21 protein-coding genes and 2 pseudogenes are annotated in these 24,310 nt (G+C 38.2%); 12 read left to right on the top strand and 11 right to left on the bottom strand.

The genetic code is table 11. From position 1 onward, the window contains the following. Both RMO03_RS06270 and RMO03_RS06265 read right to left on the bottom strand, forming a co-directional pair. Complete coding sequence (locus RMO03_RS06270; protein WP_309641240.1) at positions 1 to 1,578, bottom strand: DUF4270 domain-containing protein; 1,578 nt, start codon at positions 1,576 to 1,578, stop codon at positions 1 to 3. A 20-nt stretch (positions 1,579 to 1,598) separates the two neighbouring features. Then, positions 1,599 to 2,405, bottom strand: a complete 807-nt coding sequence (locus RMO03_RS06265; RefSeq protein ID WP_309641239.1) for a glycogen/starch synthase — start codon at positions 2,403 to 2,405, stop codon at positions 1,599 to 1,601. A gap of 109 nt (positions 2,406 to 2,514) precedes the next feature. On the opposite strand from RMO03_RS06265, the gene panC reads away from it, so the two are divergent. The 9 genes from panC to RMO03_RS06220 all read left to right on the top strand — a co-directional run bounded on the left by panC (position 2,515) and on the right by RMO03_RS06220 (position 12,936). Further along, a complete protein-coding gene (gene panC / locus RMO03_RS06260) occupies positions 2,515 to 3,363 on the top strand; it encodes a pantoate--beta-alanine ligase (RefSeq protein WP_309641238.1) in 849 nt (282 codons plus the stop codon). 8 nt (positions 3,364 to 3,371) lie between these two features. Next, a complete protein-coding gene (gene panD, locus RMO03_RS06255; RefSeq protein ID WP_309641237.1) occupies positions 3,372 to 3,722 on the top strand; it encodes an aspartate 1-decarboxylase in 351 nt (116 codons plus the stop codon). A 4-nt stretch (positions 3,723 to 3,726) separates the two neighbouring features. Beyond that, positions 3,727 to 4,773: a lysylphosphatidylglycerol synthase transmembrane domain-containing protein gene (locus tag RMO03_RS06250; protein WP_309641236.1), complete on the top strand. Its 1,047-nt coding sequence runs from the start codon at positions 3,727 to 3,729 to the stop codon at positions 4,771 to 4,773. A 53-nt stretch (positions 4,774 to 4,826) separates the two neighbouring features. After that, on the top strand, positions 4,827 to 5,969 hold the full coding sequence (locus RMO03_RS06245) for an alpha/beta hydrolase-fold protein (RefSeq protein ID WP_309641235.1): 1,143 nt from the start codon (positions 4,827 to 4,829) through the stop codon (positions 5,967 to 5,969). Between the two features lie 6 nt (positions 5,970 to 5,975). Then, complete coding sequence (gene radA / locus RMO03_RS06240) at positions 5,976 to 7,337, top strand: DNA repair protein RadA (protein ID WP_309641234.1); 1,362 nt, start codon at positions 5,976 to 5,978, stop codon at positions 7,335 to 7,337. A gap of 14 nt (positions 7,338 to 7,351) precedes the next feature. Continuing rightward, on the top strand, positions 7,352 to 7,816 hold the full coding sequence (locus RMO03_RS06235) for a hypothetical protein (RefSeq protein ID WP_309641233.1): 465 nt from the start codon (positions 7,352 to 7,354) through the stop codon (positions 7,814 to 7,816). Between the two features lie 17 nt (positions 7,817 to 7,833). Next, positions 7,834 to 9,786: a biosynthetic peptidoglycan transglycosylase gene (locus tag RMO03_RS06230; RefSeq protein ID WP_309641232.1), complete on the top strand. Its 1,953-nt coding sequence runs from the start codon at positions 7,834 to 7,836 to the stop codon at positions 9,784 to 9,786. A gap of 70 nt (positions 9,787 to 9,856) precedes the next feature. Continuing rightward, positions 9,857 to 11,467, top strand: coding sequence for a DUF4139 domain-containing protein (locus tag RMO03_RS06225; protein ID WP_309641231.1), 1,611 nt, complete (start codon positions 9,857 to 9,859; stop codon positions 11,465 to 11,467). Between the two features lie 107 nt (positions 11,468 to 11,574). Beyond that, on the top strand, positions 11,575 to 12,936 hold the full coding sequence (locus RMO03_RS06220; RefSeq protein ID WP_309641230.1) for a PQQ-dependent sugar dehydrogenase: 1,362 nt from the start codon (positions 11,575 to 11,577) through the stop codon (positions 12,934 to 12,936). A gap of 85 nt (positions 12,937 to 13,021) precedes the next feature. On the opposite strand, the gene RMO03_RS06215 is transcribed toward RMO03_RS06220, so the two are convergent. Together RMO03_RS06215 and RMO03_RS06210 are read right to left on the bottom strand one after the other, a co-directional pair. Beyond that, a complete protein-coding gene (locus tag RMO03_RS06215; protein WP_309641229.1) occupies positions 13,022 to 13,981 on the bottom strand; it encodes an OmpA family protein in 960 nt (319 codons plus the stop codon). Between the two features lie 202 nt (positions 13,982 to 14,183). Continuing rightward, positions 14,184 to 14,945, bottom strand: a complete 762-nt coding sequence (locus RMO03_RS06210; protein ID WP_309641228.1) for an exodeoxyribonuclease III — start codon at positions 14,943 to 14,945, stop codon at positions 14,184 to 14,186. 122 nt (positions 14,946 to 15,067) lie between these two features. Between RMO03_RS06210 and RMO03_RS06205 the strand changes: the two genes are divergently transcribed. Continuing rightward, on the top strand, positions 15,068 to 16,879 hold the full coding sequence (locus RMO03_RS06205; RefSeq protein ID WP_309641227.1) for a lysophospholipid acyltransferase family protein: 1,812 nt from the start codon (positions 15,068 to 15,070) through the stop codon (positions 16,877 to 16,879). A gap of 4 nt (positions 16,880 to 16,883) precedes the next feature. On the opposite strand, the gene RMO03_RS06200 is transcribed toward RMO03_RS06205, so the two are convergent. The 4 genes and pseudogenes from RMO03_RS06200 to RMO03_RS06190 form a co-directional block, all read right to left on the bottom strand. Beyond that, the gene (locus RMO03_RS06200) at positions 16,884 to 17,258 is read right to left on the bottom strand and encodes a VOC family protein (protein WP_309641226.1); all 375 of its coding nucleotides are present in this window, start codon (positions 17,256 to 17,258) and stop codon (positions 16,884 to 16,886) included. Positions 17,259 to 17,305: 47 nt separating this feature from the next. Beyond that, positions 17,306 to 17,590 carry an NINE protein gene (locus RMO03_RS06195; protein ID WP_309641225.1) on the bottom strand — a complete coding sequence of 95 codons (285 nt, stop codon included), beginning with the start codon at positions 17,588 to 17,590 and terminating at the stop codon, positions 17,306 to 17,308. 40 nt (positions 17,591 to 17,630) lie between these two features. Then, entirely contained in the window at positions 17,631 to 18,047 is a 417-nt protein-coding gene (locus RMO03_RS14130; protein WP_409024910.1) for a VOC family protein, read from the bottom strand. After that, positions 18,042 to 18,932, bottom strand: a pseudogene (locus RMO03_RS06190) (2-hydroxyacid dehydrogenase); the annotation flags it as partial. The gene RMO03_RS14130 and the pseudogene RMO03_RS06190, both read right to left, overlap by 6 nt. A gap of 195 nt (positions 18,933 to 19,127) precedes the next feature. On the opposite strand from RMO03_RS06190, the gene RMO03_RS06185 reads away from it, so the two are divergent. Both RMO03_RS06185 and RMO03_RS06180 read left to right on the top strand, forming a co-directional pair. Then, positions 19,128 to 20,594 (top strand): MBOAT family O-acyltransferase, encoded by a 1,467-nt coding sequence (locus RMO03_RS06185; protein WP_309641224.1) that lies wholly within the window; start codon positions 19,128 to 19,130, stop codon positions 20,592 to 20,594. A 12-nt stretch (positions 20,595 to 20,606) separates the two neighbouring features. Beyond that, a complete protein-coding gene (locus RMO03_RS06180) occupies positions 20,607 to 21,566 on the top strand; it encodes a hypothetical protein (protein ID WP_309641223.1) in 960 nt (319 codons plus the stop codon). Between the two features lie 178 nt (positions 21,567 to 21,744). Here the strand turns inward: RMO03_RS06180 and proC are convergent, their stop codons facing one another. From proC to RMO03_RS06165, 3 genes and pseudogenes are all read right to left on the bottom strand, one after another. Beyond that, entirely contained in the window at positions 21,745 to 22,521 is a 777-nt protein-coding gene (proC, locus tag RMO03_RS06175; protein WP_309641222.1) for a pyrroline-5-carboxylate reductase, read from the bottom strand. Positions 22,522 to 22,532: 11 nt separating this feature from the next. Further along, positions 22,533 to 23,882, bottom strand: coding sequence for a magnesium transporter (gene mgtE / locus RMO03_RS06170; protein WP_309641221.1), 1,350 nt, complete (start codon positions 23,880 to 23,882; stop codon positions 22,533 to 22,535). After that, positions 23,872 to 23,967, bottom strand: a pseudogene (locus RMO03_RS06165) (16S rRNA (adenine(1518)-N(6)/adenine(1519)-N(6))-dimethyltransferase); the annotation flags it as partial. The gene mgtE and the pseudogene RMO03_RS06165, both read right to left, overlap by 11 nt. Between the last annotated feature and the right edge of the window lie 343 nt (positions 23,968 to 24,310).

The following is a 24,310-nucleotide window of genomic DNA, read 5'->3' as shown; positions in this document are numbered from 1 at the left end:
TTAGTTTTGTTTAGGTTTAGTATAATAAATTTTAAGTTGAATTCTTTTCTCTAATGGCACGTTATCGCCACTTCCGAATAATATGGTTCCCAATGGATTCGTAATAGATGATATCGGTAATTCTTTGATATCCGCTATTGGAATAGGCGTCTTTAATTTTTTATTTGTGACATTACCAATATCTTGGGTCACTACCAATCCTAATCTTACGTTGGTAGAATCTATATTGTTGAGTAATCCTCTGATATGATTGGTAAGTCTTATTTTATAATAAACGCCTCTGTTTGATGTCTTCTTTATAATACCTCCAAAAACAGATTTTGAATAATTACGTTTTGATGAAGAACTTTGATCTGAATAATAATCTATCAATGGTCTTTTGTTTTTTAAATCATACAAATAGATTCTATTGGGTTCATTGGCTGAAATGCCCATCGCATCATTGTCGATAAAAAACGTCAAACTCGCATCATTAACCAACCAGTGGTTCGCTCTAAGTTCCTCTAATTTATCTGCCACTCCATTATTGTCTGAATCAGGTCCGAAAAGATCAATCGTGGCCATCGAGCCTTGTCCTCCTCTTAAATAGATGTTATCTGTATTTTGAACCGGATTGGATTCGTTTTCAAAAAACCCAACTGATTTACCATTTAAATATAAAACATAACTTTTGTGTAAAACGGTTGTATCTGTTGTGCTTGTGTCTTGTTTGTAGTTGATGGTAATCGTTCCGCCTTTAATATTCAGCATCGCTAAATTTCCTTCATCTGTTCCTGAATTTTCTACCTGGAAATACAATCCTCTAAAGTATTCTTTAAAGACATTATTGTTTAATAATTTACCTGTAGATGCAGCTGCTAATATTTTAGAAGTAAAGAATTCTGGTTTTAAATTTAATTTCATTGCGGGTGCACTACGAATTGGATCCGGAGTTGGATCTTCATCAGTTACCGTGCCTGGCTCAACAAGCTCTGCAGGACTAAAAACAAATTGATCATTTTGACTTAAGTCAGCTGAATTATTAAGCAATTCTCCTTTAACTTGATCAAATTCTTGATTCTGATTGCTGTAATACCTTTGAACTTCGGTCGGATTTTCAGGATCTAAATCTCTTATGTAATATTTCGATTCATAAATTCGCAATTTAATTTTTGAATTTAACGGTCCGTAAATAGAATCTAACGTATAAGTTGTTGCCCCATCGGTATCTGTCGTTCCTTTGGTACTAAAATATGGTATTTTCAAAACTACGCTTTCTATTTCCGTATGCAATGCGGTGTCGAAAGTCGGATTGAGTTTCAACGGATCCATTTGCAACTGAACAGCCAAATTCGCTTTTGTTGTTCCAAACACTGGGTTTTTATAAATTCCTAAGGCATTAACGGGAAGATCTAATGTTTCTACCGGGCCTGTATCTTCGCTTTTCGCACTTACGGCGTATGTTTCCGGAGTTCCGGTTTCAAAGTTATTGCCGCCTATAATATCGGAACCCAATTCATTCGAATCATTATCACACGAAATAATACTGTTGATTACTATGGCGAAAAAAAGTGATTTTAAAAAAATGCTTTTGTACATATTCTTTTATTGCTATTTAATTACAGCACCGTATTTTTATAGAAATTAGTATACGCTTCTGCAAATTGGTCTTTAGGGCAGAAAGGTAAAAAAGGTTTGCCCGATGATTCAATATATTTTGTTAAACTTGGGGAAAGGTTATCCGAAGCAATAATCACTGCATCAGAATGAAGAATCGCTGCCATCATAAGATGCTCGTAATCTGGGTTTGCTAAATCGCGAATGGCTTCTTCAGGAATGCCGTCAAATTTAACTTTGTTGATCATTTCAATATCCAAACTGCCTTCAAAAGATTGGCTGTATACTGACGTTACAATTTTAGTATCTGCAAACAATGCTTCGTCTTTATAGTAATGTTTCATGTATATAGGCAACATCGAAGCCAACCAACCGTGAACGTGAATAATATCAGGAACCCAATTGAGTTTTTTTACCGTTTCCACAACGCCTTTAGCAAAGAAAATGGCTCTTTCGTCATTGTCCGGATATAATGCTCCTTCTTCATCAGTAAAAGTAGCTTTGCGTTTGAAATATTCATCATTATCAATAAAATAAACTTGTATTCTTTCCTTTGGAATCGATGCAACTTTAATAATTAAAGGCATGTCCAAATCATTGATTACTAAATTCATTCCTGACAAGCGAATTACCTCATGCAATTGGTGTCTTCTTTCATTAATATTCCCGTATCGTGGCATAAAAATCCTAATCTGTCCGCCTTGATCATTAATCATTTTGGGTACATCATAAGACATCAAAGAAACTTCATTCTCAGCCAAATAAGGCACCACTTCAGATGATACGTATAATATCCTCTTATCCTCCATATTGTAATTTACTTTTACTAATTGTCAACAAAAAACACGCAAAAGTACAAAAATTTATGCAGGTATTAACTAATATCTTAAGTTTGCAGTCTATTTCAAGAATACTTTCATGAAAATTTTCGAGAAACAAATCGATTTAAACGCCCATCTCAAGTCGATTTCCAACCCTAATTCCACCATCGGCTTCGTTCCTACAATGGGCGCACTGCATAGTGGTCACTTGTCTTTATTGCAGGAATCGATTCAAAACAACGCCTTTACGGTCATTAGCATTTTTGTCAATCCAACCCAATTCAATAATCAAGAAGATCTCGAAAAATATCCACGAACTTTAAACCATGATGTCGAAAAAATCAAAACGGTTTCTGATGAAATTATTGTGTATGCACCAACAGTAGAAGATATTTATGAAGGCCATACGGTATCACAACATTTTAATTTCGACGGACTCGAAAACCAAATGGAAGGACAATTTCGTCCCGGACATTACGATGGTGTTGGAACCGTCGTGAAAAGACTTTTCGAAATTGTAAAACCAACGCATGCCTATTTTGGTGAAAAAGATTTTCAGCAACTACAAGTCGTCAAGAAGTTGGTTCAAAAATTAAAGATGCCGATTGTGATTGTGTGTTGTCCCATCCATAGAGAATCTAACGGTTTAGCGATGAGTTCCCGAAATGAAAGACTTTCAGATAGCGAAAAAAAGCAAGCGGCAGTGATTTACAAAATATTAAAAACAGCTAAAACCAAATTCAAAACCAAAAGTGCTTCAACGGTTTCAGATTTAGTTTCCAAAACTTTTGAGGCAATTCCAACCATCACTTTAGAGTATTTTCAAATTGCCGATGAAGTCACATTATTGCCTTGCTTAAGAAAAAACAAAAACAAAAAATACCGCGCCTTCATTGCGGTTTTCATCAATAACATCCGATTAATCGATACGATTTCACTAAACTAAAAAACACCATGCAAATTGAGGTTGTAAAATCAAAAATTCACCGCGTCACAGTCACCGGCGCCGATTTAAATTACATCGGAAGCATCACCATTGACGAAGTTTTAATGGAAGCATCGAACATCATCGAAGGCGAAAAAGTGTCCATCGTCAACATCAATAACGGCGAGCGATTCGACACTTATGCCATCAAAGGAAACCGCAACAGCGGCGATATTATCCTTAATGGCCCGGCGGCAAGAAAAGTGCACAAAGGCGACATCATCATCATCATGTCTTATGGCCTTTTAGAATTTGAAGAAGCTAAAAAATTCAAGCCATCGTTGGTTTTTCCAAACGAAAAAGACAACTCTTTAACTTAATTTGATGATGAAAAAAAAATGGGCACATCAATCCAACGTCGATTTTACTCAAGATGAAAAATCTGATGCTATGCCATTTTCAAAATACATCAAACAACAAATCACCAAATGGCTGTCGATTGTACTACCCATTTTACTAGGCGTCTTTCTGATTTTTTATACGTACGAAAAATTTACGCCAGCACAAGTTGAAGAAATAAAAAGCTATTTCAAAAACGCAAATTATTACTACATCTACCTCGCGGCCGGAATTGCTGTTTTAGGAAATGCCTCCAGAGCCTATCGCTGGAAATTTTCACTCGAACAAATGGGTTACAAGTCTTCTTTTCGCAACAATTTCATGGCCGTTAGTATTGGTTATCTTTTGAATTTAACTGTGCCAAAATCAGGCGAAATTTCAAGGGCATTGATTGTAAAAAAATACAACAATATTCCATTCGACAAAGGCTTTGGAAGCATCGTAGCCGAAAGAATTATCGATATGCTAATACTGCTTTTCTTTATGATATTAGCGGTTTATTTGCAATTCGATATCGTCAAATCTTTTATTTTAGATAAAATTCCAATGGTAAAATTGGTATTGTTTTTAAGTGTCGGATTGCTACTTTTCGTATTGGCTATTTTGCTCTATAAATATTCAAAAGCAAAATGGATTTTGGCCATAAAAGAGAAAATATCCGGACTCGAAGAAGGTGTTTTTAGTATCCTTTACATGGAAAAAAAATGGGCCTATTGTTTCCACACCATCTTCATTTGGTTTACTTATGTTTTGACCTTTTACATTGCGATTTTTGTATTTCCGGAAACGAGTACATTGTCTGTCAATGCCGTAGTAACTTCATTTGTAGTTGGTAGCATCGCCATTGCTTTTACCAACAGTGGCTTCGGATCGTATCCTTTTTTAATTTCGAAAATTCTGCTTTTTTATTCGATTTCTGAAACCACCGGAAATGCTTTTGGTTGGATTGTTTGGACATCCCAAATGCTGCTAGTATTGATATTGGGTCTGATGTCATTTATCTTATTGCCTGTTCTCAACCGAAAGAAATAAATCATTATCTTGCTCACTGTTTTTATTGATGACCAACAACCAAACCCAAAAACATGAAAAAAATAGTGTTCTTCCTTTATGTTTTCTGTGCTTTTAATGCTTATTCCCAAAAAGTTACAGAAGAAGTTTTCTCTCCAAAACTCAATGAAAAAAGAGAAATTACCATCGGATTACCAGCATCCTATTTAACAAATCCAAATAAAAAATATCCTTTACTAATTGTCTTAGACGGCGATTATTTGTTTGATCCTTTTCAAGGTGCATTAAACTACGGCGCTTATTGGGATGATTTGCCCGAAGTGATTATTGTCGGCGTCAATCAAAACAAAAATAACGAACGAGAAACCGATTGTACCGTAGATCAAACTACAGGTTTACCAGATGAAAAAGGCAACCAATTTTTTGAATTTATTGGTATGGAGCTCGTATCATACATGGAAAAAAAATACCGAATTGCGCCTTTTAAAATCATTGCGGGGCATGATATTACTGCTGGTTTTTTGAATTTTTATCTGTATAAAGAAAGGCCGTTGTTCGACGCTTATATTTCGATGAGCCCGGAATTACCAACCGCGATGGAAAAAAATATTCCGGATCGTTTTAACGTTTTAGAGCAACCGATATTTTACTATCAATCGACTGCTGATGGCGATGTGAAAAAAATGCAAACACGAATTAAAGAATTAGACGAAGCATTAAAAACCATCACCAAACCTTCTGTCAATTATAAGTTTGATGAATTTAAAGGCGCTTCACATTACTCGTTGGTTTTACATTCAATTCCTAATGCGTTGTATCAGTTTTTCTCTGTTTATCAACCGATTTCAACGTCAGAATTCCTAGAAAAAATTGTGGTTTTGCCTTCGGGTTATGTGGATTATTTAATCAATAAATACACGATTTTAGAAAAATCTTTAAATATAAAAATGCCAATTCGCATCAACGATTTCAAAGCCATTGAAGCGGCAATTCTTAAGAACAAAGCTTATGATGAATTCGACAAATTAGCCGAATTGTCTAAAAAACAATATCCAAAAACGATGTTGAGCGACTACCACAAAGCGATGTTTTACGAAAAAACTGGCGATATCAAAAAAGCCATCAAAGCGTATCAAAGTGCTTTTCAAAAAGAAGAAATCGGCGACTTAACCAAAGATATGATGCTCGACAAAGCGGACGAATTAAAGAATCAGTAAACCGCCATGTCAAAAGTAAAAACTTCTTTTTTCTGTCAAAACTGTGGCACGCAATACGCCAAATGGCAAGGACAATGCAATGCGTGTAAAGAATGGAATACCATTGCAGAAGAAATCATCCAGAAAGAAGAAAAAGTAGCTTGGAAATCGGCAACTTCTGAAACCAAAAAAGTTTCCAAACCTTTAAAAATTAAAGAAATCGATGCCGCTCAAGAAGTGCGCATGAACACCCTCGACGGCGAATTAAATCGTGTGCTCGGTGGCGGCATTGTTCCCGGTTCTTTAATCCTTTTAGGCGGCGAACCAGGTATCGGAAAAAGTACGTTGCTGTTGCAAATTTCACTCAAATTGCCTTATAAAACTTTATATGTTTCGGGCGAAGAAAGCCAGAAGCAAATCAAACTGCGCGCGGAACGTATTACGCCAAATGGCGACAATTGCTATATATTAACAGAAACCAAAACCCAAAACATCTTCCGTCAAATTGAAGAAATTGAACCCGAAATCGTCATCATCGATTCGATTCAAACCTTGCACACCGAGTATATTGAAGCCTCGCCGGGCAGCATTTCTCAAATTCGAGAAACCACCGCCGAACTCATAAAATTTGCCAAAGAAACCAATATTCCGGTGATATTAATTGGTCACATTACCAAAGACGGAACTATTGCTGGTCCAAAAATTCTCGAGCATATGGTCGATACGGTTTTGCAATTTGAAGGCGATCGAAATCATGTATACAGAATCTTACGTTCACTAAAAAACCGTTTCGGATCGACTGCTGAATTGGGCATTTATGAAATGTTAGGCAGCGGTTTGCGCGAAGTTTCGAATCCGTCAGAAATTCTGATTTCACACCAAGATGCCACGCTTTCAGGAACAGCAATTGCCTCGACTTTAGAAGGCATGCGCCCGTTGATGATAGAAATTCAAGCGCTGGTTTCCACTGCTGTATACGGAACACCGCAACGAAGCACAACGGGTTACAACGCTAAACGACTCAATATGATTTTGGCTGTTTTAGAAAAACGCGCTGGTTTCCGATTGGGCACCAAAGATGTTTTCCTGAACATTACTGGCGGGATTTCTATCGATGATCCGGCAATTGATTTGGCTGTTGTCGCTGCGATTTTATCATCGAATGAAGACATTCCGATTGGGGAAGGTTTTTGTTTTGCAGGTGAAGTGGGGCTTTCGGGTGAAATTCGCCCAGTGAATCGAGTCGATCAACGCATACAAGAAGCAGAAAAACTAGGGTTCTCTACGATTTTTGTTTCTAAGTATAATAAGATTTCATTAAAAAATACGTTTATAAAGATTCGACTCGTTTCAAAAATTGAAGATGTGGCGAGCGAGTTGTTTGGATAAACTAATCTATACACATGAAAAAAATATACTTACTTCTTTTTAGTTTATTGTTTACTTTTTATTCCTGCGACAAAACCAGTTCGGCTTATTATAAAGTCTACGACAATTTTGAAAGCAACCGGTGGCAGAAACCCGACAAAAAGGAATTCGCATTTTCGATCACTGACGAAGCGGCTTATGATGTAACTTTGAAATTCAGCCATGTATCTGATTATCAATTCGACAGCGTTCCAATGCTTGTTTTGATTGTTGATCCTGACGGAAAAGAAGAAAAATTTCCAATCGATTTAAAAATAAAGGATGCTTCTGGAAAACAACTTGCAGAATGTGCCGGAGATGTCTGCGATCTGAATTACAATATCAAAAAAAATGTCAACCTGCCGAAAGGAGATTATAAAGTGACCGTTTCACATAATTTCAACGGACCCTATTTACCCAATATCCTCGGAATCGGTTTAGATGTAAAGCAGTCCAAATAAAATTCAGCACATACACTATGAGAACCCGAAAACAAAAAGTCATCTTAGCCTCCAAAATTGTTGGTGCTGTTTTCGTATTGCTCATCATTGCCATTTTCGTATTCCGTGATGCCTTATTGCAAAAAGCGATTGTGCATATTTCGCATAAAATGGAAACGGATTACAACAGTAATTTCACCATTAAAAAAGCACAATTTGAAGGCTTCAACGCTGTTGCTATGGAAGACATTTTACTCGTTCCGAAAAATGCCGATACTTTACTTCAAATCGAATCTGTCAAAACGAAAGTTAATTTCTGGCATTTGTTTACGGGCGATTTGCAACTCGAAAACCTCGAAGCGAAAAACGGATTTGTGCAATTGGTTCGAACTAAATACGGCCGGAATTTCGATGCATTTCTTCCCAAAAAAGATACGGTTGATACTGGCGAAAAGCCCAATTATGCCAAACTTGCTTACCGTTTGCTGAACCGTGGACTCAACCTAATCCCGACCGACATGAACCTTCAAAATCTTACTTTGAGGATGAATGACATGGGCAAGAAAGCCACGATGCACATGAATACTTTAGTGCTTGCCGACAAACAAATGGAATCCGCGATTGAAGTGCACACTAACACCTTCAACCAACGCTGGAAAATTGAAGGTTTTGCCGATCCGAGACACAAACAAACCGATCTTCGTTTTTTCAATATCGATTCAGGGAAAATCAAAGTGCCTTATTTTGATGAACTTTATGGCATACTATCAAGCTTCGATTCGATTCGCTGGAATGTTTCGAATATTGATATGAGTGGTGGCGAATTGCACGTTGACGGATTCACATCAATCACCAATTTCACCATCAATCATCCTAAAATTGCGAGCAAAGATGTTGTGATTAAAAAAGCGCGTTTCGATTATCATTTGTTGTTTGGAGAAAACTTTGTTGCAGTCGATAGCAGTTCGACAGTCGATTTAAATCAAATGAAATTTCATCCGTATGTTTCGTACAATAATGAAACGGATAAGATTTATACGCTCAAAGTCAGCATCCCAAAAATGAAAGCGCAAAACTTCATTGCCTCATTACCCGAAGGATTGTTCCGCCATTTTGCAGGCATGGAAGCCACTGGAGATTTCGATTATCATTTGAATTTTGTCTTCAATAAAAACAAACCCAATGCACTTGTTTTCGATAGTCAACTCAACAAACAAAATCTCGTCATTACGAAATACGGAGAAGCGAATTTGAGCAAACTCAACAGCGAATTTATGTACCATGCGATTATCAATGACGTGCCACAACGTGGCGTGTATGTCGGACAATCAAATCCGAATTACACACCGTTGAGTCAAATGTCGCCTTTCTTGCGCAAGTGCGTCTTGACGACCGAAGATCCATCGTTCTTTTCGCACAAAGGTTTCATCAAAGAAGCATTCAAACAATCGATTGTCAAAAACATTCGAACCAAGAAATTTTCACGCGGAGGCAGCACCATTAGTATGCAATTGATTAAAAATGCATTCTTAACCCGTGAGAAAACTTTGTCGCGAAAACTCGAAGAAATCCTATTGGTTTACATACTCGAAAACAACCGAATTGTGAGCAAAGAGCGCATGTTGGAAGTGTATTTCAACATCATCGAATGGGGGCCAAACGTATACGGCATTGGTGAAGCGGCGCAATTTTACTTTCAAAAAAATCCGTCACAACTCACGCTAAACGAATGTTTGTATTTGGCGAATATTGTCCCGAGTCCACGCAAATTTATGTACCAATTCAACTCCGAAGGCAACTTAAAACCGTTTGCGCTTACACGCGAAAAAATGCTCAAAAACACCATGATGCGCCGAGGCATGATTGTTCCTTATGATACGATAAATCAGCTTCCGATTATGGTGACCGGTGCAGCGCGTTCTTTTATAAAAGTGAAAGCCGAAAGTGTGACAGCATCAGATTCAACATCGATTGAGGAATTTGATTTTTAATGATTTTTTAAAAACCGTCAAATATTCTCGCGCCACTTCACGTTACTCTTTTTATTAAAAATTCTTGTCTATGAAAAACGCTATCACTTGTTTGCTTTTGTTTCTATTTGGAATCACCGTTGCTCAAAAACCAATATTTACAACCGCTAAAGCAAATGCTGCTACGGTTTATTTTAATGCTGCTGAAATTACCCAATCTGCTTCAGCGATACTCCCAAAAGGCAGCAGTGAAATTGTGGTGAAAAATGTGGCCGATTATCTCAATGAAAGTACCGTGCAAATTGGCGCGCCATCGCATGTGACGGTGCTCTCGGTTCAGTTTACGAACAATTATATTTCAGAATATGAGGTTGATGAAAATTCACCATTGATTAAAAAAGTGCGCGACAGCATTAAGTTGGTGGAAAAAGAACTCCAAAGAGTCAATAATGCCAAAGAAGCAGAAAACAAAACGATTGAATTGTTAGATAAAAACCAACAAGTTTCAGGTTTAAACTCAGGTTTGAATGTGGCGGAACTCATGAAAATGCTGACTTATTATAAAGCGAAAAGAACAGAAAGCCGCAATGCAATTGATGTCTTGGATGATCGAAGAATCAAGCTCAATCAAACCTTGGCTGATTTGAAAAACAAACTCGACATCAACACCAAAATTGAAGACAAAACCTCGAAGGGAAAATTGATTCTGCAAGTAATGAATGAAATCGCGGGCAACGTCGATTTCAACATCAATTACCTCAGCAACCAAGCGTCGTGGTCGCCGTTTTATGATTTGAGAACGGAGAATATTGCGGCACCAATCAATATGATGTATAAAGCGCAAGTTGTTCAAAACACCGGCATTGATTGGAAAAAAGTAAAATTGACTTTGTCGAGCGGCAATCCGAATCAGAACAACCAAGCGCCAATATTGAATGCTTGGTGGTTGCAGTATAGTAATCCTTATGTTTACGAAGCAGATTATGAAAGTAATAAATTACAATCGGTAGTTGTAACAAGAAAAGTAGCTGACAAAGAAGATGCAAAATTGGGTTATGCAAACGCACCTATCAATGCGAATATTGTTGAAAACCAACTCAACATTTCGTTTGATATTGATATTCCGTATGACATTTTATCGAATGGAAAAGCGCATAGTGTGGCTTTGAAAGAATTGAAACTGCCGGCAACTTATAAATATTACGCCGCGCCAAGAGTGGAGAAAGAAGCATTTCTATTGGCTGAAATCAACGATTATTCGAAGTATAATTTACTGCCCGGTGAAGCCAATATTATTTTTGAAGGTTTGTATGTAGGCAAAACTTTCATCAATCCGAATCAGACTTCTGATACTTTGAATTTGAGTATGGGACGCGATAAAAAAATCTCGATCACTCGTGAAAAAGTAGTCGATAAATCTGGAACGAAATTTTTATCTTCCAAAAAGGAGCAAACTTTTACTTACGATATTACGGTTCGAAATAATAAAAAAGAAGCCATTCAACTTTTGTTGAAAGACCAATATCCGTTGAGTTCTGATAAGGAAACTGAAGTTACTTTAATCGAAAACACCGATGCGAAAATCAATACAGAAACCGGAATATTAACTTGGGATTTGAACTTAAAACCCAACGAAACCAAAAAAATCCGCATCAGTTATAAAGTCAAATATCCGAAGGACAAAATCATTGGGAATTTGTAATTATTAATTTATACAATTCCGTTTTTTTTATATGTAATTCAAGGTTAAAGAATTAATTATCAAGTGATTTATTTATATTTACACCTCTAAATATAAAACCAACCGCTATGAAACAATTTTTTACTTTTCTAATTATTCTTCTGGTTCAATTTTCAAATGGGCAAACCATTGGACTAACAACATTCGCAACAGGATTATCAGGCCTTGTAGCTATTGAACATCCGCCGGGCGACGATCGATTGTTTGTAGTACAACAATCAGGTGCTATTCGTATAGTAAACCCTGACGGAACCCTTAAACCCAATAATTTTCTAACGCTGACAACGGCTACAATTTCTACCGGTGGCGAAAGAGGATTGTTAGGATTGGCGTTTCATCCTAACTATGCGACGAACGGTTATTTTTATGTAAATTATACCAATACTGCCGGAAACACCGTAATTGCCAGATATAGTGTTTCTGCCAATCCCGATGTAGCAAACACTACGGGAACCATATTATTAACAGTTACCCAACCGTTTTCTAACCACAATGGAGGCACACTAAGATTTGGCCCTGATGGGTATTTATATATCGGAATGGGCGACGGTGGAAGTTCTGGTGATCCTGGAAACAGAGCGCAAAACATCAATGAAAATCTAGGAAAAATGTTGCGTCTCGATGTTGATTCTGCTTCGCCATATGGTATTCCGGCAGACAATCCTTATGCTGGTGCAGTTGCAGGTAATGATGAAATTTGGGCCATCGGTTTGCGTAATCCTTGGAAATTTTCTTTCGATATGGCCAATGGCGATTTGTGGATTGCTGATGTAGGTCAAAATCAATATGAAGAAATCAATCACGTTGTAGCTCCGGCTCCTGGATTGAATTTCGGATGGAAATGCTACGAAGGCAATAATGTTTATTCAACTTGTACGGGTACTTTAACTTACACATTTCCTATTGCACAGTATTCCCATGCTTCGGGCGGGTGTTCTATCACGGGTGGCTATGTTTACAGAGGTACTACATATCCGAATCTAGTCGGCAAATTTATCTTCGCAGATTATTGTAGCAACCAAATTGGTTATGTCAATGATGTTGGAACCATTGTTTGGACAACCGCTTTTTCAGGCGTAAGCATCACTACTTTTGGGCAAGACATTAATGGCGAAGTGTATGTTGGTGCCAGCGGAACAGGTACGATTTATAAAGTAAAAGATACTGCTCTAAGCACAACAAGTTATGATAAAGATAAGTTTGAAATTTATCCGAATCCGGCTGATAATGAATTGTTCCTCAAAACAAACGGACTGCAATTTCCTGCGATGTTAACCGTTGTTGACACTTCCGGAAAAACGTTGATCAATCAAACTATCGGAGCTGAAACCAATGACATTTCAATAGCTTCATTGCAAAGCGGATTGTATATCGTTTCGATTAACGACCAATCGGGATTGAGTATTAGTTCGAAATTATCGGTGAGATAAAATTTAGATTTTCTCACAAAGAAGCAGAGCCGCAAAGGAAATAGTTTTCTTTGTGGCTCTGCTTCTTTGTGAGGAACAATATTCTTTACAATTGGTTCAGCATTTTAGAAATCTCATCCAATTTTGGTGTTAAGATAATTTCTATTCTTCTGTTTTTGGCTTTGCCTTCTGCAGTCGAATTACTGGCTAAGGGCGCATATTCGCTTCTTCCGGCTGCGGTTAGATTTTGTCTGTTGATGCTTTTGTTTTCGCCTAAAATATTGACAATTACCGTAGCTCTTTTGGTCGATAAATCCCAGTTGTCGGCGATTGGTCCGGTGCCTCCGTAGGCATCATCATCGGTATGACCTTCGATAAGTACCGATATATCAGGGTTGGCTGCCAATACTTTTCCAACTTCAACAACGGCTCTTCTTCCTTCGGAGCCTACTGCCCAACTTCCGGAGCTGAATAGTAATTTGTTTTCCATAGAAACGTAGACTTTTCCGTTTTTCTGTTGCACCGTTAGGCCTTTGCCTTCAAAACTGTTGAGCGCATTGGAAAGTGTTTCTTTTAGTTTTTTCATATTGGCATCTTTGGCTGCCATCAGACTTTCTAGTTCTGCGAGTCGTTGTGAACTAGCTTGCAAATCATTTTTGACTTTGTCCAATCGGTTTTGTTCTGCTGTGAGTGCTTTTTCTTTGTCGCCTAACTGTTTCAACAATTCGCGGTTTTTGCTCATGTTGGCTTCTAAAGCGTCATTGCTATTTTTCTCTAATGCGGCGTAAGAAGCTTGCAATGCTTTGAGGTTATTGCTTGTGGAAGTGTAATCCGCCATGTTCTTGTCGCGTTCTAAACGAGTAGTATTCAATTCGTCTTTGATGGCGTTGTAGGCCATATCCAAGTCGGCTTTCGATTTGACGCAGTCATCGGTTTCGTCTTGAATCCTGCGGTTCTCTTTTTTAAGATCGGCGTATTTGTTTTCTAGATCTTGGTAGACTTTTTTGGTCACACACGAAGATGCCAACATTAGGATGGACAGTAAAAGCGTTATTGTATATTTCATAGTTTCTGTTTGTTTTGTTTTTTCAATTGTAATGTATGCTCTAGCCCTGATAGCAACGGAAATCCTTTTTATGCTGAACTCGTTTCAGCATCTCCACCACAATACGGTCACTATTTATAGATGCTGAAACGAGTTCAGCATAAAAAGATTGGGAGTGGATAGCAGGTTCCCGGCTTCTGAAATAAGTTCAGAATAAATCCTATTAATCAATTTCAACCAAAGACGGGCAATGATCGGAATGCTTGGCTTCGGGTAAAATCACGGCTCTTTTGATGCGGTTTTTTAAAGAATCGCTGACCATGCAATAATCGATGCGCCAACCTTTATTGTTGCCACGTGCTCCGGCGCGGTAACTCCACCAAGTATAATGATGCGGGTCTTTATTCATATGTCGAAAACTGTCGACAAATCCTGTTTTGATGAAACCATCAAGCCAAGCTCTTTCTTCGGGTAAAAACCCTGAAACGGTTCTGTTGCGTATCGGATCGTGGATGTCGATGGCTTCATGGCAAATGTTATAATCGCCGCAAATCACGAGATTCGGAATCGTTTTTTTGAGCTCGTTGATGTAGTTTTGGAAATCGTCCATAAACATAAACTTGTGGTCTAATCGGGCGATGTTGGTGCCTGAAGGCAAATATAAACTCATCACGGAAACATCGTCGAAATCTACTCGGATGTTTCTGCCTTCAAAATCCATGTGGGCGATTCCGGTTCCGAATTGGATATTGTTGGGTTTTATTTTCGATAAAATGGCCACGCCGCTATAGCCTTTTTTCTCGGCTGGAAACCAGTAATGGTAAGGATAACCTGCGAGTTCAAAATCGAGTAAAGGGATTTGTTCGGGCGTTGCTTTTATTTCTTGAAGGCAGATTACATCTGGGTTTGCGGCTTGCAACCAAGCGATGAAACCTTTAGAGATGGCGGCTCGAATTCCGTTGACATTGTAGGAAATAATATTCATACCGGGCGTTTAAAATTGCTCGTTCAAAAGTAATAAAAAAGCGCAAAGTAAAATCAAGAAAAAAGAAAGAAATTAGCGTTTTTTGCTATCTTTGTTTCGGGCTCAACAAACAAAAAAACTACATGGGTTTAGTTACTGCTAAAGAAGTTGCGAAAGCAATAAACGCTGAAAAATACGGAATCTTTGGGACTTTTTCAGGCTGGTTATTGATGAAAGTGCTTAAGATTTCGACCCTCAATAAAATCTACGACAGGAACAAGCATCTTTCGGATGTTGAGTTTCTGAATGCCATTTTGGATGAGTTTCAAATTAATTTCGACATTCCTGAAGAAGATTTTAAACGACTCCCAAAAGACGGTGCTTACATTACGGTTTCAAATCATCCGCTTGGTGGAATAGATGGTATTTTGCTGTTGAAATTGATGTTGGAGCGTGAGCCGAATTTTAAAATCATTGCCAATTTTCTGTTGCACCGCATCGATCCGATGAAACCTTATATCATGCCAGTGAATCCGTTCGAAACGCACAAAGATGCGAAATCGAGTGTGATTGGTATTAAAGAAACGCTGCGTCATTTGAGCGATGGAAAACCGTTGGGTATGTTTCCTGCGGGAGAAGTTTCTACTTATAAAGACGGCAAATTGATGGTCGATAAAGCATGGGAAGAAGGTGCGATTAAAGTGATTCGCAAAGCGCAAGTGCCAGTCGTTCCGATTTATTTTCATGCGAAGAACAGCCGATTGTTTTATTTGTTGTCGCGATTGAATCCGACATTGCGTACCGCGAAATTACCTTCGGAGTTGTTGACGCAGAAAGACCGCCTTATTAAAGTGCGTATTGGGAAACCGATTTCTGTGGCTGAACAAAACGAGCATCAAACCATTGAAGATTACTCAGAATTCTTGAGAAAGAAAACCTATATGTTGGCGAATTCGTTTGATAAGGATAATAATTTCTTATCCGATCTAAACCAATTGCAATTGAAGCTTCCTAGAAGTCCGAAAGAAATTGCAACGCCTGCCAATCAGGAAAAGATGATTGCTGAAATCGAAAGTTTGAGGCATTCGGATTCGCGATTGACGCATAGTAAAAACTACGAAGTGTTCTTTACAGAAGCGCATAAAATTCCAAATATTCTACATGAAATCGGGCGTTTGCGCGAAGTGACTTTCCGTGAAATCGGAGAAGGCACTAACAATCCGATCGACTTAGACAAGTACGACCAATATTACCACCACTTATTTTTATGGGATGAAGAAGCTCAGAAAATTGCCGGGGCTTATCGCATGGGATTGGGTTCTGAAATTTTCACCAAGTATGGTATTAGTGGTTTTTATTTGCAGGAGCTTTTTCGTTTTGAACCCGAGCTTTTCGATATGATGAGCAAGTCGATTGAAATGGGCCGCGCGTTTATTACCAAAGATTATCAGCTCAAACCCATGCCCTTATTTCTGTTGTGGAAAGGCATTGTGCACACAACATTACGCCATCCGGAGCATAAGTTTTTGATTGGCGGCGTGAGCATCAGCAACCAGTTTACGGATTTCTCCAAATCGCTGATGATTGAATTTATGAAGTCGCATTATTACGATCCTTACATCGCTCAATACATTCATCCTAAAAAGGAATTTCGTGTTAAACTAAAAGATGCCGATAAGGATTTTATTTTCGATGAAGCCGAAGCCGATTTGGTGAAGTTCGATAAGATTATTGATGAAATCGAACCGGGCACTCTGAGACTTCCGGTGTTGATTAAAAAATACATCAAGCAAAATGCTCGTGTAGTCGCTTTTAATGTTGACCCTTTATTCAACAATGCGATTGATGGATTGATGTATATCAGAATTGCCGATTTACCTGAAAGCACTATGAAACCAGTCATGGAAGAATTTCAGGCGGAACTTGAACGAAAGCTTGCGGAGAAAGGCGAATAGTGATTTATGAAATACGCCAAGGCGGATATTTCCTATTCTTTCCTGCGTAATACAAAATCAATTGGTTGTTGTCTAAATCTTTGATTCTTGCTTCGCGCCACAACCATTCTTTATCGTTGGGCCGTTCTTCAAAAACAAATCCTTTTTGAATTAATTCTGCTACTTTTTGATCGAGATTTTCGACTTCAAAATAAAGCCATGTATTACCATTATTCGGAATTTCAGATTGATGTAACGAGAAAGTCGATTCGCCATTCAAACACTCAAACCTAGCATATTTCGGCAGCGATTTTACAATCAAGCGCAATCCGAGATTTTCGTAAAATGCAATCGATTGCTCGACATTGGCAACTGCAATGGTGATTTGATTTAAATTCATAAATGTGAAATAAAAAAGAGGAAACTAAACTTCCTCTTTTCTGTTTTTTAAAACCAAGCTTTTTTGTTGACTTGGTACATCTGATAAAATTCCTCGTCGGTTTTAGTAAGGTAGATAATCCCTTCAATCAATCCGATGACGCTACCAATACCGCAAGTAACTACTGAAATTACTATCTGAATAATGCCTTCATTAGTATACCCTAAAATAAATTTATGAATTCCTAAACCTCCAAGCAAGATGCCTAATATTCCGGCGACTACTTTTTTGTTTTCAGGTCGGGTTTGAGGTGTTTGAGGTTGGTTCCAAGTTTCGTTTTTTTCGTTTTCCATTATTATTGTTTTGTTGGTTGATTTTATAAAAATATAAAAATTATTGGAATGCTTTGTCGATTGGCTCCCAAAGTTCAATTTTATTGTTTTCAGGATCGAGAATCCAGCCGAACTTTCCATAGTCGTAAGATTCTATTTCGCCTATGATGGTCACGCCTTCTTGTTTTAAATTTTGTAATAAAGTTTCTAAATCATGCACGCGGAAATTTTGCATAAATGCTTTTTCACTAGGTTGAAAATACGTTGTGTCTTCTTTGAATGGTGACCATTGTGTGGAGCAATCATTACCGTTTTTGTCTTTCCACCAAAATGTAGAACCGTATTCGTCGGTGTTTAATCCGAGGTGTTTTCCGTACCAAGCCACCAAAGCTTTCGGGTCTTTTGATTTGAAAAATACACCACCAATTCCGGTAACTCTTTTTTCTTCCTCGGTTGATTTTGGTTCACCGAAATACAACGCTTTGATTTTATCGACAATCACTTGTGCGAGTCGCTCGTGGCTTTCGAATGTCCAGCCTGCGATGTGTGGCGTGAGTATTACTTTGTTGGATTGCAATAAGTATTGATACGGCTCAGGCAAACTTTCGCTTGCGAGTGTTTCAAATGATAAGTTTTCGTATTCGCTGACGTCTAAACCGGCGCCTAAAATTTTCCCAGACTCGATGGCCGCCACCAAATCAGCGGTGACTACATTTTTTCCTCTTGCAGTGTTGAGTAGCCAAAATGGTTTTTGAAAAGCATTGATAAAATCGTGGTTGACAAGGCCATTGGTTGCTGTTGACCATGGAATGTGTAAACTCAATATATTTGTTTTTTGCTGAAGTTCTTCCAGAGAAACTTGTTTTGCATTAGCATCGCCAACGTTGTTTAGAATGTCATAACACAAAACATCCACATCAAAACCACGCAGTTTTTTGGCGAAGGATTTCCCCATATTGCCGTAACCGATGATGCCCACTGTCTTACCGTCGAGTTCGTGACCACGGTTGCTTTCTCGGTTCCAATGCCCGGATTTGATATCGTTGTTGGCTTTATTGATATTGTTGAATAAAGCCAATAACAAAGCTAAAGTATGTTCACCAACAGCATTGCGATTGCCTTCGGGTGCTGCGATTAATTGAATGTTTTTGCTTGTGGCATAATCACAATCGATGCTTTCTAATCCAGCTCCGACGCGCGCGATGAATTTTAAATTGACAGCTTGATCTAAAAATGTTTTATCAATTTTGAACCGACTTCTGATGACAATGCCGTGATATTCGTGAATTTTTTGCTCGATGGTTTCTTTAGAAGAAGTGTAATCTTCCTCATTGGTGAAACCCGATTCTTGTAGTTGTCTCATCAACAAAGGATGATTGCTGTCGAGATGTAAAACTTTGATGCTTTCTGATTTCAAAGGTGTGAATGTTTAGATTTCAAAGTTATAAAAAGTATCTTTAGAAATGATTTTGCCACAGGGCAGATTGTTAAAGTATTTTTATACATTAGCTATTCCCAAAACACTGCCTGAGCTTTCCGAAACCAATACGTTAAAAACATGCTTTTTAATTCTATTGATTTTGCTGTCTTTTTCCCGGTTGTTTTTGTATTGTATTGGTTTGTCACGTCGAAAAACCTTACTGTACAAAATGGCTTAATCGTACTCTCGAGTTTTGTTTTTTACGGTTGGTGGGATTGGCGGTTTTTATTCTTATTACTCTTCAGTTCACTTGTAGATTTTTGCGTTGGAGTGGCTTTAGGAAAAGAAAGCGAACCCAAACGCCGGAAACATTTATTGTGCATCAGTATCTTTTTAAACCTTGGCTTACTTGGCTTTTTCAAGTATTACAATTTTTTTATAGACAATTTCATCACGGCATTTTCTTTTTTCGGACAACCACTTGGCATTAAAACCCTTTCGATTATTCTTCCTGTCGGTATTAGTTTCTATACGTTTCAAAGTTTGAGTTATGGCATTAGTGTTTACAGAAGAAAATTAGAACCCACGAAAGACATCGTTGCCTTTTTAGCATTTGTGAGTTTTTTTCCGCAATTGGTGGCCGGGCCAATTGAACGCGCTACTCATTTCTTGCCACAATTTTACCAAAAAAGAAATTTCGATTGTGACAAAGCTGTTGTTGGCATGCAACTCATTTTGTGGGGTTTCTTTAAAAAAATTGTGATTGCCGATAACTGTGCGTTCTATGTAAACGATATTTTCACCCATTACACTCAATATTCCGGTGGTACATTAATTATGGGCGCGGTATTGTTTTCGTTTCAAATTTATGGCGATTTTAGTGGGTATTCCGATATTGCGATTGGACTTGCGCGGTTGTTTGGTTTCGATATGATGCGGAATTTTAATTACCCTTATTTTTCTAAAAACATAGCAGAATTTTGGCAGAAGTGGCATATTTCTCTGACTTCTTGGTTTCGAGAATATCTGTACTTGCCATTGGGCGGCAATCGAGGTTCTAAACTTTTAAAAATCCGGAATGTATTTATCGTGTTTTTAGTCAGTGGTTTTTGGCATGGTGCCAATTGGACATTCGTGTTTTGGGGATTGATTAATGCTTTGTTTCTGCTGCCATTATTGATTTTCAGTAGTTCGAAAAAGTCATTAATCGGCATTGAAAAAGAAACATTATGGCCTTCGCTTTCTGCGTTTTTTCAGATGCTTTTGACTTTTTCGATGGTCACTTTTGCTTGGATTTTCTTCAGAGCCAAAACTTTAAATGAGGCATTTCTATATATAAGAAGTGTTTTTGTGAATCCACATTTTTTTACAATACGTTCTGAATTGACTTACAACAATTCAATCATTCCGTTGCTTTGTTACCTTTCTTTTTTGATTGTAATCGAATGGTTTGGCCGACATAATGATCATGTTGTGCATCCGTATCTCGCTTCTAAAAAATGGCAGATCACGGTGGCTCGTTATAGTTTTTATTTTATCACACTGTTGTTTATTATTTTGAATGTAAAAAATGAAGCCAGTAATTTTATCTATTTTCAATTTTAAATCCTAAAAGCAATGCGGCAATTTTTTAAAAAAACAGGTCTTGTTTTCATTCTTTTCTACGGATTGCTTTGGGCGATGGAAAAGTTCGTGGATTATCGATTGCAAAATAGCAACAGTATTATTTATAACGATTGGAATTTATTGATGAAAGGAAAAATAAATACTCCGATGGTTTTTTTAGGCAACTCGAGGACAGAAGCGCATTTCGATACCGAAATCATCGAAAAGAATACCGGAATTTCAAGTTATAACCTTGGCGTAGCCGGTGCTTCTCTGACTGTCGAACAATTGCGCTGGAAAAGTTACTTGGCCCATAATAAACCTCCTAAAATTGTAGTCCAAAATATTGATTTGTATGCATTGACCAACAAACCATTGGCCGATAAAAAACAATATTTGCCTTATTATAATGAACCTACGATATATGATAAATTAAAAAAAATAGACCCGACGGTTGTTTATGAAAAGTATATTCCCATGAGTAAATACCGTGGATTTGAATTTCAAGTTATAAAAGCATTTGGTTTTCCTAATGTTGAAAAAGGGAAAAAAGTAAAAGGCTACAACAAACACTGCGAAACGTGGAATCATGATTTTATTTATTTAAAAAAATCCTTACACGGAAAAAAAATCAAGTATTCAAAAGCGGAACTTGCACTTCAGTTGAATGCACTACAAAACATTATCCGCGATTGCAACAAACTCAAATCGAAATTGATACTCGTTTGGATGCCTCAATATAATGAGTTGAGTGATCTGCAGGAACCAACGCTTTCGCAGATGAAAAAACAAATGAAAAAGATAGCGCAGCAAAATAAAAATGTGGTTTTTTGGGATTTTTCTACACAGCCTTTTAATCATGATAAACAGTTTTTCTACAACTCTTTTCACATGAATGATGTTGGCGTCGCAGTTTTCTGCAAACAATTTTCAGATTCTTTGAATGTTTATTTGAAACAACCTATTCGTTGATTCGTGAGGGATTTTTTGTTGTCGGTTGTTGCGCTTTTGAAACGAGGTGCCGCATTAGGGATAGTAGCAATTGTCTGAGCTCTTTTTGTGGAGTGTAACGCAGCAAAAAAGCGAGTGCGGATAGCCCGACCCTTTTAGGGGAATGCCCAAATAAAATTTAAACACGGATTGCACTAAGTTACTCTTTGATTTTATTCAATGACGTTTTAATGCCCTTGATGAGTGACGAGCTGAATCCTTGGTGTTCCATTTCGTTGAGGCCAACGATGGTGCAACCTTGTGGTGTGGTGACCCTATCAATGAGTTGTTCGGGATGGATTTTTTCTTCGAGTAGCATTTGCGCAGCGCCTTTTGCGGTTTGTGATGCGATGGCTAATGCGGTTTGCGAATCGAAACCGATTTCTATTCCGGCTTGCATTGACGCTCGAATATAACGCAGTGCATACGCGGTTCCGCAAGCTCCGAGAACTGTTGCAGCATCCATGAGTTTTTCTTCTATGACGGGTGCTGTGCCGAGTTTTTGGAATAAATCGACTATGGGTTGTGCGGCGGATTTGTCTTTTTCTGGGAATGAAATACAGGTAGCTGATTCGCCGAATTGTATTGCGATGTTGGGCATAATGCGAACGACACTACACGAATTTTGGGTTGCGGTTTGCAGGCTTTCGATGGTCATGCCGCTTACGGCTGAAGCGACAATTTTATTGTTGATCAATGGTGTGATTTCGTTGAGAACGGTATCGACTTGATACGGCTTTATCGTTAGGATAATCACATCGGCATTTTGAATTTCGTGTGTATTGTTGCTCGAAACCGTGATGCCTTTTTGTTCTAAATATTGAATGCTTTCTATATTTCTTCGCGTGATGGTTACCTTATGATTGGCGGTATACTTTGAAATGCCCAACGCGATGGCCACGCCAAGATTTCCGCCACCGATGATGTGTATGTTCATGGCTTTTGGTTTTAAAATCCTAAAATCAATCTTGCGATTCCGAAATAGAGAATGATTCCGAAAACATCATTGGTTGTGGTGATAAACGGTCCCGTTGCAATAGCGGGATCGATTTTGTTTTTATGGAGAAATAACGGAACCAATGTCCCTAAAGTCGCAGCGAATAAAATCACGACAATAATCGATGTGGATATCGCAATTCCTACCATGTATTGTTGGTACATAACCGAATGATAAATCAATAATAGCATCGAAATAATGGTTCCTGAAATCATCGAAACCGTAAGTTCTTTGGTGAAATAATTTCTGCTGAATTGTTTTAAAGTACCGTTCGCCAAACCTTGCACGACAATCGCCGATGCTTGAACTCCAATGTTTCCTGCAGTTGCAGAAAGTAACGGGACGAATATAATTAACGTAGAATATTTTTGGAATGCGGCTTCATTGCCTTTCAACACATAAGACGCTATAATTTCGATAACCATTCCAATAAGTAACCATGGCAATCGCGCCTTGGTGAGTTCAAGAACGCTGTCATTGGCTTCGACATCTTGCGTGATACCGGCAGCCAATTGGTAATCTTTGTCGGCTTCGTCTTTGATCACGTCAACGATATCATCGATGGTGATTCTGCCTACGAGACGACCGAGTTCGTCAATAACAGGAATCGCTTCTAAGTCATACTTTTGCATGATTCGCGCTACTTCAACATCTTCGGTATCGACTTTTACGGAATTGAGTTTGCTGATATAAATATCGCGAATCGGTGTTTTGGTGGAAGTTGTGAGTAAATCTTTCAATGACAAACGGCCTTTGAGTCGGTCTTCATCATCAACCACATAAATCGAATGCACGCGCGAAATATTCTCGGCTTGGATGCGCATTTCTTTGACACAAGTAAGCACGTTCCAGTTTTCATTGACTTTAACGAGCTCTTTATGCATGATTCCACCAGCGGTATCTTCATCATAACGAAGCAAATCGACGATGTCTTTGGCGTGCTCAACATCTTGAAGTTCGGAGATTACTTCCTCTTTTCTGTCTTTAGAAAGTTCGGCAATAATGTCCGCAGCATCGTTGGTTTCTAATTCATCGAGTTCTTCTGCGATTTCTTTTGGTGATAATCGGCTTAGGATATTTTCACGCAAATCATCTTCCAATTCAAGAAGAATTTCTGCGGTTTTTTCACTGTCGAGTACCTTAAAAATATAAGTCGCTTCGTCGAAATCCAATTCATCCAGAATTTCGGCAATATCAGCATGGTGCAAGTCATTCAATAAAATTTCGAGTTGCTCGTCATTTTTATTTTGAATAAGTTGCTCTAATTGATGAATTAGTTCTTTGCTGATTTTAAACTCCATCGGCTTCTATTTTTTGAGTCAATCCGATAAATTGTTCTACTGACAATTGTTCAGGTCGGAGGTCAAAGATAGCATGAGCGGAGAGACCTATCTCATCGCCTCTCCGCGTGTGATAGATCTGCCAATCCTCAATCGTATGATTGACCAATTATCCAAATGCGTTGCTAAAGAAGACGTCGATGGATGCATAACACAACTTAGAAATCTAGTTCCTGAATATACCAAATCAAAGTCAATAGGCGCGGATAACGCTTCGCGCGAGCAACAGCAGAGCGGCACGGATAAAATTGTTTGAAATGCAAGGCCTATGGTCACATCAGCCTTACGTGTCGTCGAAAGGACTGATCTGGCGTGCCACTGATGTTTGAACTAGAGTTTGAAGCGCGCCACGGCGAGGCTGTTGCGGTAGCCGAGGTAATAGAGGTCGA

The organism is Flavobacterium sp., assembly GCF_031411595.1.
Classification (GTDB): Bacteria; Bacteroidota; Bacteroidia; order Flavobacteriales; family Flavobacteriaceae; genus Flavobacterium.
This window is presented reverse-complemented; position numbering and strand designations above follow the sequence as displayed.